The organism is Streptomyces sp. WAC06614, from assembly GCF_003949795.1.
GTDB lineage: Bacteria > Actinomycetota > Actinomycetes > Streptomycetales > Streptomycetaceae > Streptomyces.
In genome coordinates, this window is sequence record NZ_RPRY01000221.1 from 1 (window position 1) to 11,697 (window position 11,697).

The window sequence follows — 11,697 nt, forward strand, 5'->3', positions numbered from 1 at the left end:
CGTCTTGCCCGAACCGACCTCGCCCTGGAGGAGGCGGTGCATGGGGTGGTCGGTGGCCTGCTCGACGCCTTCGACGCCAAGCTCCCCTTCACCCTCACCGACGGCCAGCAGAAGGTCTCCCGGGAGATCTTCGACGACCTGGCCACCGACCACCCCATGCACCGCCTCCTCCAGGGCGAGGTCGGTTCGGGCAAGACGATGGTGGCGCTGCGGGCCATGCTCGCCGTCGTCGACTCCGGCGGGCAGGCCGCCATGCTCGCGCCCACCGAGGTGCTCGCCCAGCAGCACCACCGGTCCGTCACCGAGATGATGGGCGAGCTCGCGGAGGGCGGCATGCTCGGCGGGTCCGACGTCGGCACCAAGGTGGTGCTGCTCACCGGGTCCATGGGCACCGCCGCACGCCGACAGGCGCTGCTGGACCTGGTCACCGGCGAGGCCGGGATCGTCATCGGCACGCACGCGCTGATCGAGGACAAGGTGCAGTTCCACGACCTCGGCCTGGTCGTCGTCGACGAACAGCACCGCTTCGGCGTGGAGCAGCGCGACGCCCTGCGCTCCAAGGGCAAGCAGCCCCCGCACCTGCTGGTCATGACCGCCACCCCCATCCCGCGCACGGTCGCCATGACCGTCTTCGGCGACCTGGAGACCTCGGTCCTGGACCAGCTGCCCGCCGGGCGCTCGCCGATCACCACCCACGTGGTGCCCGCCCAGGACAAGCCGCACTTCCTCACGCGCGCCTGGGAGCGGGTCCGCGAGGAGGTCGAGGGCGGTCACCAGGCGTACGTGGTGTGCCCGCGCATCGGCGACGACGAGGAGGAGCCGAAGGGGAAGGGCGGCAAGCGCAAGGCGTCCGCCGAGGACGAGGCCGAGAAGCGGCCGCCGCTCGCCGTCCTCGACATCGCCGCGCGACTGACCGCCGGTCCGCTCGCCGGGCTGTCCGTCGAGGTGCTGCACGGCCGCATGGACCCCGCCGACAAGGACGACGTCATGCGCCGCTTCGCCGCCGGCGAGGTCAAGGTGCTGGTCGCCACCACCGTCATCGAGGTCGGCGTCAACGTCCCGAACTCCACCGTGATGGTGATCATGGACGCGGACCGGTTCGGCGTCTCCCAGCTCCACCAGCTGCGCGGCCGGGTCGGCCGCGGCTCGGCGCCCGGGCTGTGCCTGCTCGTCAGCGAGATGCCCGAGGCCAGCCCCGCCCGGGCCCGCCTCGCCGCCGTCGCCGCCACCCTCGACGGCTTCGAGCTCTCCCGCATCGACCTCGAACAGCGCCGCGAGGGCGACGTCCTCGGCCAGGCCCAGTCGGGCGTGCGGTCCTCGTTGCGCGTGCTCTCCGTCATCGAGGACGAGGAGGTCATCGCCCAGGCCCGCGAGGAGGCCACCCGCGTGGTCGGCGCCGACCCCGAGCTCACCGCCCTGCCCGGCCTGCGCACCGCGCTGGACGCCCTGCTCGACACCGAACGGGAGCAGTACCTGGAGAAGGGCTGACAATGGGGGAGGCCGTCCCTGGCGGAACGGCCCGACCCGACCGGCCCCGCAGACGACAAGGACCCCCAGATGACCCGCGTGATCGCCGGCACCGCCGGCGGGCGACGCCTGGCCGTGCCGCCCGGCACCGGCACCCGGCCCACCTCGGACCGGGCGCGCGAGGGCCTGTTCTCCACCTGGGAGTCGCTGCACGGCCTCGACGGGGCCCGGGTGCTGGACCTGTACGGCGGCTCCGGTGCGGTCGGACTGGAGGCGCTCTCCCGGGGCGCGTCCCACACCCTCCTGGTCGAGGCCGACGCCAAGGCCGCCCGCGTCATCCGCGAGAACATCAGGACCCTGGGCCTGCCCGGCGCCGAGTTCCGGGCCGGCAAGGCCGAGCAGATCGTCGCGGGGCGGCCGTCCGGGGAGCCGTACGACATCGTCTTCCTGGACCCGCCCTACGCCGTCGGCCACGACGATCTTCGGGAGATCCTGCTCACACTCGTGTCCAACGGCTGGATCACGGACGACGCGCTCGTCACCGTGGAACGCGGCACCAGGAGCGGCGCCTTTCCGTGGCCCGAGGGCTTCGAGCCGCTCCGGTCCCGCAAGTACGGCGAGGGCACCCTGTGGTACAGCCGCGCCGCCAACACCCGCGAAGACTCATGAACGAGGGAGCTCAGTTGCGCCGCGCCGTCTGTCCGGGATCCTTCGATCCCATCCACAACGGACACCTCGACATCATCGGACGCGCCTCCCGGCTGTACGACGTCGTGCACGTCGCCGTGGGGATCAACGAGTCGAAGCAGGGCCTGTTCACCGTCGAGGAGCGCATCGAGCTCATCCGCGAGGCCACCGCCGGCTACGGCAACGTCGAGGTCGAGTCGTTCCGCGGGCTGCTCGTCGACTTCTGCAAGGAGCGCGAGATCCCGGCCATCGTCAAGGGCCTGCGCGCCGTCAGCGACTTCGACTACGAGCTCCAGATGGCGCAGATGAACATGGGCCTGTCGGGCGTCGAGACGCTGTTCGTGCCGACCATCCCCACCTACAGCTTCCTGTCCTCCTCGCTGGTCAAGGAGGTCGCGGCCTGGGGCGGCGACGTCGCCCACCTGCTGCCGCCGCACGTCCACGCCGCACTGGTGGAACGTTTGGCCGCCCGCTGAGCCTTCCGCCGGACCGTGCCCGCCGCGAGCCCCGGGGCCGTACAGTCGTCCCGTCCGTCTCGGGAGCGACCGAGGCCGAGAGAGTGCGAGTCCCCATGGACGTGCAGAAGAAGCTCGACGAGATCGTCACGACGGTCTCCGGCGCCCGCACCCTGCCGATGTCGGCCTCCTGCGTGGTCAACCGCGCCGAGCTGCTCGCCCTGCTGGACGAGGTGCGCCAGGCCCTGCCCGGCTCCCTCGCCCAGGCCCGGGAACTCCTCGGCGGCCGGGACCGGATGGTCGAGGAGGCCCGCCGGGAGGCGGAGCGGATCATCGCGTCCGCCCACGCCCAGGGGGGCACGCTGGTCTCGGACACCGAGGTCGCCCGCCGCTCCCAGGACGAGGCCGCGCTGATCCTGGAGCGCGCGCGCCAGGAGGCCGCCGCGATCCGCGCCGAGGCCGACGACTACGTCGACAGCAAGCTCGCCAACTTCGAGGTCGTGCTCACCAAGACCATCGGCGCGGTCGAGCGCGGCCGCGACAAGCTCCTCGGCCGCTCCACGGGCCTGGACGAGCACGGCTACGCCGACACCGACGCCCCCGGGCGCAGCGCGGACCCCCAGCTCCAGCGGCGGCAGGCCGACGAGTACGTCGACACCAAGCTGGCGACGTTCGAGGCGGTGCTCGCCAAGACCCTGGAGGCCGTCGGCCGCGGCCGGCAGAAGCTGCACGGCGGGGTGCCCTCGGACGAGCTCGGCGCCCACATCGCGGCCCAGGACGCCGCCGGGGTGCCCCAGCCGCGCGCCGCCACCGACGCGGACTTCCTGGCGGGCCTGGCGGAGCCGGCCCCCCTGGCGCCGCCCGCGCCCGCCCCCGTGGCGCAGCCGGAACCTGTGTACGAGGTGTACTCCTACCCGCAGGCGCAGCCGTACCAGGACCCGTACGCGGGCTATCCGCAGCAGCCGGACCCGTACGCCGCCGGGTACCCGCAGGCGCCCGACCCGTACGCCGCCCACGAACACCACCAGCAGCAGCACCAGCAGCACCAGCAGCACCAGCAGCACCGGGGGACCGTCCCGCAGCCGCAGCAGCCCGCGCTGGACGAGACCAGCTTCTTCGACACGAGCATGATCGACATGAACCAGCTCCGGGGCTACACGCAGGGACGCTAGCCGTCCTGGCCACCGGATTGGGCTCAGAGCGAAGCGCCGGGTATCCTGGCTGTTCGGTCGCGCCTACGCGACGCGCTCCATGCTGCCCTGGCGGCAGCTCCCCAGCGATCACACGAAAGCAGGAACGGCCCTGAACGCCCGCCTCGACCACCGCAACCCCCTCGTGTTCGACACGCACGAGCTGGGTCGGCGTCCTGGTGCCATGCAGCGGCTGTCCCGCGAGATCGCGGCTCCGGCGGACTTCGGTCTCGACGGGGTCATCGGGGTCCCTGAGGGCGCGCCGATCGAGCTCGACCTCCGCCTGGAGTCGGTCATGGAAGGGGTGCTTGTCACAGGCACCGCCCGTGGAACCGCTCTGGGGGAGTGCGTAAGGTGTCTGGAGGCCGTGGAGCGTGAGCTCGACACGGACTTCCAGGAGATGTTCTCGTACCCTGACGCCGACGACCGGGGCCGCCCCAAGGCGGAGCCGGCCGACGACGCCGAGGAAGACGAGGACAGGCTCTTCGTCGAGGACGGCTTGTTCGACCTCGAACCCGTGCTGCGGGACGCGGTGGTGCTCGCACTGCCGCTGCAGCCGGTGTGCCGGGAGGACTGTCTCGGACTGTGCCCTGAATGCGGGGCCAGCCTGAACGAGGACCCCGACCACCACCATGACGCCGTCGACATCCGGTGGGCGGCTTTGCAGGGACTCGTCGTGGCCGATCAGGACGACGAGAAGGACAACATGAGCGGCGCGGCTTCTGACGTAGACGTCCGGGGCGCCGCCGAGAAGCAGGAGAAGTAGCCGTGGCTGTTCCGAAGCGGAAGATGTCGCGCAGCAACACGCGCCACCGCCGGTCGCAGTGGAAGGCTGCGGTCCCCACCCTGGTTTCGTGTGAGCGTTGCCAGGAGCCGAAGCAGCAGCACATCGCGTGCCCGAGCTGCGGCACCTACAACAAGCGCCAGGTCCTCGAGGTCTGAGCGGCTGGTGAGAGGCGCAATGTCCGAACTTGCCGGCAGTAAGAAGCAGGCAGACGACAACAACGCGGCCTCGTCCCACACGCTTCTGGAAGGGCGGCTCGGCTATCAGGTCGAGTCCGCCCTTCTGGTGCGTGCGCTGACCCACCGCTCGTTCGCGTACGAGAACGGCGGTCTGCCCACCAACGAGCGGCTGGAGTTCCTCGGGGACTCCGTGCTCGGCCTGGTGGTGACGGACACGCTGTACCGCACCCACCCCGACCTGCCCGAGGGCCAGCTGGCCAAGCTCCGGGCCGCGGTGGTCAACTCGCGCGCGCTGGCGGAGGTCGGGCGTGGGCTCGAACTCGGCTCCTTCATCCGGCTGGGCCGGGGCGAAGAGGGCACGGGCGGCCGGGACAAGGCCTCCATCCTCGCCGACACCCTGGAAGCGGTGATCGGCGCGGTCTACCTCGACCAGGGCCTCGACGCGGCCTCGGAGCTGGTGCACCGGCTCTTCGACCCGTTGATCGAGAAGTCCTCGAACCTCGGTGCCGGCCTGGACTGGAAGACCAGCCTCCAGGAGCTCACGGCGGCCGAGGGCCTCGGTGTACCCGAGTACCTGGTCACCGAGACCGGCCCGGACCACGAGAAGACCTTCACTGCTGCCGCTCGCGTCGGTGGTGTCTCGTACGGCACCGGCACCGGCCGCAGCAAGAAGGAAGCCGAGCAGCAGGCGGCCGAGTCGGCGTGGCGCGCGATCCGCGCGGCCGCGGACGAGCGGATCGCCGCGGAGGCCAAGGCCGCCCAAGGCGCCGCCGCCTCGCCGGCCCAGGACGACGGCGGGACGCCGACCCCCGCCGAACCGTCCTCGGCCTGACCCCGGTTTCCTTTTCCGGACGACCCCGTCGCACGACCGTGCGGCGGGGTCGTCCTGTGTCCGGGCGGCGTCCGGCCGGTGCCCGGCCGGTGCCCGGGTGCCGCCCGGCGGGCCGGAAGGGGCCGATAGGCTGGGGCCGTTCGCCCCGTACGGGTCCCGCCCGACCCGCCCGCCCCGTCCGAACCGTCCCGCCGAGGAGAGACCGTGCCCGAGCTGCCCGAGGTCGAGGTCGTCCGGCGCGGGCTGGAGCGCTGGGTGGCCGGGCGGAGCGTGGCCGCGGTCGAGGTGCTGCACCCGCGGGCCGTGCGCCGGCACCCGGGCGGGGGCGTCGACTTCGCGGCGCGGCTGACCGGGCAGACGTTCGACGTGCCCCGGCGCCGCGGCAAGTACCTCTGGATGCCGCTGGCCGAGCGGGACCTCTCCGTGCTCGGCCACCTCGGGATGAGCGGGCAGCTCCTCGTGCAGCCCGAAGGGGCGCCGGACGAGCGGCACCTGAGGATCCGGATCCGGTTCGCCGACGACCTCGGCACCGAGCTGCGCTTCGTGGACCAGCGCACCTTCGGCGGGCTCTCGCTGCACGACAGCGTCCCCGGCAGCGACGAAGGACTGCCGGACGTGATCGCGCACATCGCCCGTGACCCGCTGGACCCCCTGTTCGACGAGGGCGCCTACCACCTGGCCCTGCGCGCCCGGCGCACCACGGTCAAGCGGGCGCTGCTGGACCAGTCGCTGATCAGCGGGGTCGGGAACATCTACGCCGACGAGTCGCTGTGGCGCGCCAAGCTGCACTACGAACGCCCCACCGCGAGCCTGACCCGCCCCAAGAGCACCGAACTGCTGGGACACGTGAGGGACGTGATGACCGCCGCCCTCGCCGTCGGCGGCACCAGCTTCGACAGCCTCTACGTCAACGTCAACGGCGAATCGGGCTACTTCGACCGCTCGCTGGACGCGTACGGGCGCGAGGACGAGCCGTGCCGCCGCTGCGGCACGCCCATGCGGCGCCGGCCCTGGATGAACCGGTCGAGCTACTTCTGCCCGCGCTGTCAGCGGGCGCCGCGCGCCTCGTCGTAGGTGGTACGGGCGGCGAGCACCTGCGGCATGCCCTCCTCCAGGAAGTGGATCAGCGCCAGCAGGCGCGCGGCCACCTCGTGGCCGAGCGGCGTCAGCTCGTAGTCGACCCGCGGCGGGTTCGTGGCCTGGGCCTCGCGGTGCACCAGTCCGTCGCGCTCCAGCGCCTGCAGGGTCTGGGACAGCATCTTCTCGCTCACGCCGTCGACGCGGCGGCGCAGCTCGTTGAACCGGCACGGGCCCTCGTGGAGCGCGCCCATGGTCAGGCCGCCCCAGCGGCCGGTGACATGTTCGAGCGTCTCGCGGGAGGGACACGCACGCGCGAAGACGTCGAACGGTAGTTCGGCGTCGGCGGTGGCTTCGGTGCGGACGGGGGTCTCCATGGGTCAAGCCTACCCTCATGCAGCGCTAACCAATGGGTTGCGCTTTCAAAAAGAAAGTGCTTTTCTTTTCGTCGTCCCCACGACTCACGAGGAGAACCCCATGACCAGCACCGCCCCCGCCCCCGTCGTCTCGATCGCCTACCACTCGGGCTACGGTCACACCGCCGTCGTCGCCGAGGCCGTCCGCGCGGGCGCCGCCGAGGCGGGCGCCACCGTGCACCTGATCAAGGTCGACGAGATCGACGACGCCCAGTGGGAGTTGCTCGACTCCTCCGACGCGATCATCTTCGGCTCGCCGACGTACATGGGCACCGCCTCCGGCGCGTTCCACGTCTTCGCCGAGGCCAGCTCCAAGCGCTGGTTCACCGACGCCTGGCAGGACAAGCTGGCCGCCGGCTTCTCGAACTCCGCCTCCAAGAGCGGCGACAAGCTGCACACCCTGCAGTTCTTCCAGATCCTCGCCGCGCAGCACGGCATGAGCTGGGTCAACCTGGGCCTCAAGCCGGGCTGGAACTCCTCGACCGCGTCCGAGAACGACCTCAACCGGCTCGGCTTCTTCGCCGGTGCGGCCGCCCAGACCAACTCCGACGAGGGTCCGGAGGCCGTGCACAAGGCGGACCTCGCGACCGCCGAGCACCTCGGCCGCCGGGTCACCGAGCAGGCGCGCGTGGTCCTGGCGGGCCGGGCCGCGCTGGCCGCCGCGGCCTGATCCCGCCCGGGGCGGCCCTCAGGGCGACGGCCGTCAGGGCGACGGCCCTCAGGCGACGGCCTTCAGGGCGACGGCCGTCAAGAGGCCGTCCCGAAGCCGAAGTCCTGCGTCCACCACGGGCCGCCGGGGGCCACGTGGAGCCCGACGCCCAGGGTGCGGAACTCGCAGTTGAGGATGTTCGCCCGGTGGCCGGGGCTGTTCATCCAGGCCGTCATGACGGCCTGGGCGTCACCCTGTCCGCGGGCGATGTTCTCGCCGCCCAGACCCGAGATGCCGGCCTTGGCGGCGCGGTCCCACGGCGAGTTGCCGGCGGGGTCGGTGTGCGAGAAGAAGCCGAGGGTGGCCATCTCCTCGCTGAAGGCACCGGCGAGGCCGGCCAGCGGCGGGTTGGCCCGGACCGCAGGACAGCCCGCCTTCGCCCGTTCCACGTTGACCAGGTCGAGCACGGCCGTCTCCTCGGCGGAGTGCCCGGTCGCCACGACGGCCGGCGGCTTCGCGGCCGGCTTCGGGGCCGGCTTCGCCTCCGGTTTGGCGGGCGCCGGCGCGGCCTTCTCCGGAGCCTTCGTGGACGGGGTGGGGGAGGGCGTCGCCGACGGGGAGGCCGGGGCGGAAGGCGAGGACGAGGCCGACGGGCTCGGGGAGCCGGAGGCCGACGGGCTCGCGGAATCCGCGGCGCCCGGGCCGGTGGAGGCGCGGCCGGAGAGGTTGGCCAGGCCGCCCTGCTGCTGGAGGTGCGCGCTCGCCGAGGCCTTGGGCGCGGCCTTCGCCCGGGGCTTCGTGTCCTTCTCGCCCAGATAGGGGAAGGAGTCGCCGACCGGCACCACGCCCGTGGTCACCGCGGCGGTGGTGCCCAGGGCGGCCGCCACGCACACGCCCAGCAGGGTGTTGCGCACGACGCTGCCGCGCCCCCGGCGCGGCGCGGGAAGTCGGTGGCGTCCCATCGGCGTACCTTCCACGTTCCAAGATCGACCTTTTCTCACCCAAATGGGTGAGGTCATTGGTCCCGGACTGTACGCCATGGGGCTCGGGGGGCGGGGTGAGCGAACCGTGCGCATCCGGTTAGCGTTCCTTCATGAACGAAGACGTCCGTATGACCGCATGGGTACGCGGCCGGGTACAGGGAGTGGGCTTCCGCTGGTTCACCAGGGCGAACGCTCTGGAGATCGGCGGCCTGCAGGGCTTCGCACTCAACCTCGACGACGGTCGAGTACAGGTCGTGGCCGAGGGTCAACGTGAGAATTGCCACCGGCTGCTCGACTGGCTGCGGTCCTCCGACACGCCGGGACGCGTCGACGGGGTCACCGAGATCTGGGGCACACCGCGCGGTGGCTACGACGGCTTCGCGATCCGCTGATCATGTACTGATCACACCTGGACACCGCCGGATCTGCGGATACGCCGGCGACGCGTTGCCGGGGCGGGGGAACCGTGGAAGGCTCGGGAGTGAGGACGATCTCCGCGGCCCTTGGCCGGAGCGGGTTGCCCGCCGATACGGGGCGTGATCGTGTTGACCGTCAAACTTTTTGGTGAGACGCTGGAAGTCCCCGCGCACCTGAGCTGTTTGGCCGCGATGGCAGTAGGAGCGCAAGGACTGACAGTCACTGCCAGACACCGCGGGTGCGATTCCCTCACGACCCACACCGCTTCGGTCGGTCACTCAGTGTGGAGGACCATCCATCATGGCAAAGGCGCTTCTCGGTTACGTCGGCGGTTCCGACCCGCGACTCCTCGCCGAGATGCGACGGCTTCAGCAGCGCGTCCAGGACCTCGAGTCCGAGCTCGTACGGATTCAGTCCGAGAACGACGCGCTCACCGCGGCCGCCGCGCAGCACGGAGAGTCGCTGCTGGACAGCATCGACATCGACGTACCCAAGGCGGAGCCTGCGCTCACCTGATCCGCGCTCATCTCGTCGCTCGACTCCAGCCCCGTATGACCTGCAAGGGACGCCGCTCCGGCGTCCCTTCTTCCTTTGCCCCGTGCCGTGCCCCGTACGGGGGAGCGCCTTCCATGACGACGACTCTGCCCCCCACCTTCATGGGTGAAACCGAACCCGAGAGGTAGAGTCCGGCGGCGTGCACCTCAAGGCCCTGACCCTGCGCGGTTTCAAATCGTTCGCGTCCGCCACCACCCTGCGCTTCGAGCCGGGCATCACCTGTGTCGTGGGCCCCAACGGCTCCGGCAAGTCGAACGTGGTGGACGCGCTCTCCTGGGTCATGGGCGAGCAAGGGGCCAAGTCGCTGCGCGGCGGGAAGATGGAGGACGTCATCTTCGCCGGCACCACCGGCCGGCCGCCGCTCGGCCGGGCCGAGGTGTCCTTGACGATCGACAACTCCGACGGCGCCCTGCCCATCGAGTACGCCGAGGTCACCATCACGCGGATCATGTTCCGCAACGGCGGCAGCGAGTACCAGATCAACGGGGACACCTGCCGGCTGCTGGACATCCAGGAACTGCTGTCCGACTCCGGCATCGGCCGCGAGATGCACGTCATCGTCGGCCAGGGCCAGCTCGACTCCGTCCTGCACGCGGACCCCATGGGCCGCCGCGCCTTCATCGAGGAGGCGGCGGGCGTCCTCAAGCACCGCAAGCGCAAGGAGAAGGCGCTGCGCAAGCTCGACGCGATGCAGGCCAACCTCGCGCGGGTGCAGGACCTCACCGAGGAACTGCGGCGGCAGCTGAAGCCGCTGGGGCGGCAGGCGGCCGTGGCCCGGCGGGCGGCGGTCATCCAGGCCGACCTGCGCGACGCCAGGCTTCGGCTGCTCGCCGACGACCTGGTGACGCTGCGCGGTGCGCTCGCCGCGGAGATCGCCGACGAGGCGGCGCTGAAGGAGCGCAAGGAGGCGACGGAGGCGGAGCTGGCCACGGCGCTGGCCCGGGAGGCCGCACTGGAGGCGGCGGTGCGGGAACTGGCGCCGCGGCTCCAGCAGGCCCAGCAGACCTGGTACGAGCTGGCGCAGCTCGCCGAGCGGGTGCGCGGCACGGTGTCGCTGGCCGAGGCACGGGTGAAGAGCGCCACCGCGCCGGCCGAGGAGGAGCGGCGGGGCCGCGACCCGGAGGACATGGAGCGCGAGGCGGAACGGATCCGGGAGCAGGAGGCGGAGCTGACCGCCGCGCTGGAGGCGGCGTCCCGGGCCCTGGAGGACACCGTCGCGCACCGGGCGGAGCTGGAGCGGGCGCTCGCGCAGGAGGAACGGCGGCTGCGGGACGCCGCCCGGGCCGTCGCCGACCGGCGTGAGGGCCTGGCCCGGCTGACCGGACGGCTCGGCGCGGCCAGGTCCCGGGCCGGGGCCGCGCAGGCGGAGATCGACCGGCTGGTGGCGGCGCGGGAGGAGGCCGCGGAGCGGGCCGTGCGGGCGCAGGAGGAGTACGAGGCGCTGGCCGCGGAGGTCGAGGAGCTGGAGGATCCTGCGCTCGCGGAGGAGCACGCGTCGGCGCGGGCCGCGCTGGCGCGGGCCGAGGCGGAGCTGGGCGCCGCACGGGAGGCACTGGCCGAGGCCGAGCGCTCGCGCGCAGCGGTCTCCGCCCGGCACGACGCCCTGGCGATGGGGCTGCGCCGCAAGGACGGCACGGCGGCGGTCCTGGCCGCCGCCGAGCGTCTGACGGGGCTGCTCGGCCCGGTCGCGGAACGCCTGACGGTCACCCCCGGCTACGAGGTCCCGCTGGCCGCGGCGCTGGGCGCGGCCGCCGACGCACTGACGGTCACGACCCCGGCGGCCGCCACCGAAGCCATCCGCCACCTCCGCACCACGGACGCCGGCCGAGCCACCTTCCTGATCACGGGCCCCGCGACACCCGGTCCCACCGCCCCGGTCCCGGGCCCCGCGTCCCCGGGCGACGGCGACCCGACGGCCCCGGGCCAGGCCCCGGCGCCGTGCGACGAGGGCCCGTGCGCAGCCGGTCCGGGCCCCGGCGACGGGCCCGCGGCCCCGGTCGCGGTCC

General features: G+C 72.5%; 14 protein-coding genes. 12 read left to right on the plus strand and 2 right to left on the minus strand.

Annotated elements, in window-relative coordinates; translation table 11 throughout:
- The 8 genes from EF918_RS24830 to mutM all read left to right on the plus strand — a co-directional run.
- The coding region (locus EF918_RS24830; RefSeq protein ID WP_148141259.1) for an ATP-dependent DNA helicase RecG at nucleotides 1-1,488 on the plus strand (1,488 nt) is incomplete at its 5' end.
- A gap of 69 nt (nucleotides 1,489-1,557) precedes the next feature.
- The gene (rsmD, locus tag EF918_RS24835) at nucleotides 1,558-2,136 is read left to right on the plus strand and encodes a 16S rRNA (guanine(966)-N(2))-methyltransferase RsmD (RefSeq protein ID WP_125650651.1); all 579 of its coding nucleotides are present in this window, start codon (nucleotides 1,558-1,560) and stop codon (nucleotides 2,134-2,136) included.
- A gap of 14 nt (nucleotides 2,137-2,150) precedes the next feature.
- Complete coding sequence (coaD, locus tag EF918_RS24840) at nucleotides 2,151-2,630, plus strand: pantetheine-phosphate adenylyltransferase (RefSeq protein WP_185921905.1); 480 nt, start codon at nucleotides 2,151-2,153, stop codon at nucleotides 2,628-2,630.
- Between the two features lie 95 nt (nucleotides 2,631-2,725).
- Nucleotides 2,726-3,781, plus strand: coding sequence for a cell division initiation protein (locus tag EF918_RS24845; protein ID WP_125650656.1), 1,056 nt, complete (start codon nucleotides 2,726-2,728; stop codon nucleotides 3,779-3,781).
- 79 nt (nucleotides 3,782-3,860) lie between these two features.
- Nucleotides 3,861-4,565 (plus strand): DUF177 domain-containing protein, encoded by a 705-nt coding sequence (locus EF918_RS24850; protein ID WP_125650658.1) that lies wholly within the window; start codon nucleotides 3,861-3,863, stop codon nucleotides 4,563-4,565.
- A gap of 2 nt (nucleotides 4,566-4,567) precedes the next feature.
- On the plus strand, nucleotides 4,568-4,741 hold the full coding sequence (gene rpmF, locus EF918_RS24855; protein WP_026165248.1) for a 50S ribosomal protein L32: 174 nt from the start codon (nucleotides 4,568-4,570) through the stop codon (nucleotides 4,739-4,741).
- A gap of 19 nt (nucleotides 4,742-4,760) precedes the next feature.
- Complete coding sequence (gene rnc / locus EF918_RS24860; protein ID WP_125650660.1) at nucleotides 4,761-5,594, plus strand: ribonuclease III; 834 nt, start codon at nucleotides 4,761-4,763, stop codon at nucleotides 5,592-5,594.
- 204 nt (nucleotides 5,595-5,798) lie between these two features.
- Nucleotides 5,799-6,668, plus strand: coding sequence for a bifunctional DNA-formamidopyrimidine glycosylase/DNA-(apurinic or apyrimidinic site) lyase (mutM, locus tag EF918_RS24865; protein WP_125650662.1), 870 nt, complete (start codon nucleotides 5,799-5,801; stop codon nucleotides 6,666-6,668).
- Here mutM and EF918_RS24870 read toward each other — a convergent pair.
- Nucleotides 6,641-7,048 (minus strand): helix-turn-helix domain-containing protein, encoded by a 408-nt coding sequence (locus EF918_RS24870; RefSeq protein WP_125650663.1) that lies wholly within the window; start codon nucleotides 7,046-7,048, stop codon nucleotides 6,641-6,643. The genes mutM and EF918_RS24870 overlap by 28 nt on opposite strands.
- A 100-nt stretch (nucleotides 7,049-7,148) precedes the next feature.
- On the opposite strand from EF918_RS24870, the gene EF918_RS24875 reads away from it, so the two are divergent.
- A complete protein-coding gene (locus tag EF918_RS24875) occupies nucleotides 7,149-7,757 on the plus strand; it encodes a flavodoxin family protein (protein ID WP_125650665.1) in 609 nt (202 codons plus the stop codon).
- A 77-nt stretch (nucleotides 7,758-7,834) separates the two neighbouring features.
- Here the strand turns inward: EF918_RS24875 and EF918_RS24880 are convergent, their stop codons facing one another.
- Complete coding sequence (locus EF918_RS24880; RefSeq protein WP_125650667.1) at nucleotides 7,835-8,698, minus strand: CAP domain-containing protein; 864 nt, start codon at nucleotides 8,696-8,698, stop codon at nucleotides 7,835-7,837.
- A 131-nt stretch (nucleotides 8,699-8,829) separates the two neighbouring features.
- Between EF918_RS24880 and EF918_RS24885 the strand changes: the two genes are divergently transcribed.
- The 3 genes from EF918_RS24885 to EF918_RS24895 all read left to right on the plus strand — a co-directional run.
- On the plus strand, nucleotides 8,830-9,111 hold the full coding sequence (locus EF918_RS24885) for an acylphosphatase (RefSeq protein WP_125650669.1): 282 nt from the start codon (nucleotides 8,830-8,832) through the stop codon (nucleotides 9,109-9,111).
- A gap of 325 nt (nucleotides 9,112-9,436) precedes the next feature.
- Nucleotides 9,437-9,652 (plus strand): hypothetical protein, encoded by a 216-nt coding sequence (locus EF918_RS24890; RefSeq protein WP_125650671.1) that lies wholly within the window; start codon nucleotides 9,437-9,439, stop codon nucleotides 9,650-9,652.
- 178 nt (nucleotides 9,653-9,830) lie between these two features.
- Nucleotides 9,831-11,697: chromosome segregation SMC family protein (locus tag EF918_RS24895; protein WP_148141260.1), on the plus strand; the 1,867-nt coding region annotated here is incomplete at its 3' end.

Excerpts from the sequence above, each read along its gene's own strand:
- rsmD (WP_125650651.1), top strand. The coding sequence starts at position 1,558 with ATGACCCGCGTGATCGCCGGCACCGCCGGCGGGCGACGCCTGGCCGTG.
- EF918_RS24845 (WP_125650656.1), top strand. The coding sequence starts at position 2,726 with ATGGACGTGCAGAAGAAGCTCGACGAGATCGTCACGACGGTCTCCGGC.
- EF918_RS24850 (WP_125650658.1), top strand. The coding sequence starts at position 3,861 with ATGCTGCCCTGGCGGCAGCTCCCCAGCGATCACACGAAAGCAGGAACG.
- rnc (WP_125650660.1), top strand. The coding sequence starts at position 4,761 with ATGTCCGAACTTGCCGGCAGTAAGAAGCAGGCAGACGACAACAACGCG.
- EF918_RS24870 (WP_125650663.1), bottom strand. The coding sequence starts at position 7,048 with ATGGAGACCCCCGTCCGCACCGAAGCCACCGCCGACGCCGAACTACCG.
- EF918_RS24875 (WP_125650665.1), top strand. The coding sequence starts at position 7,149 with ATGACCAGCACCGCCCCCGCCCCCGTCGTCTCGATCGCCTACCACTCG.
- EF918_RS24880 (WP_125650667.1), bottom strand. The coding sequence starts at position 8,698 with ATGGGACGCCACCGACTTCCCGCGCCGCGCCGGGGGCGCGGCAGCGTC.
- EF918_RS24885 (WP_125650669.1), top strand. The coding sequence starts at position 8,830 with ATGAACGAAGACGTCCGTATGACCGCATGGGTACGCGGCCGGGTACAG.
- EF918_RS24890 (WP_125650671.1), top strand. The coding sequence starts at position 9,437 with ATGGCAAAGGCGCTTCTCGGTTACGTCGGCGGTTCCGACCCGCGACTC.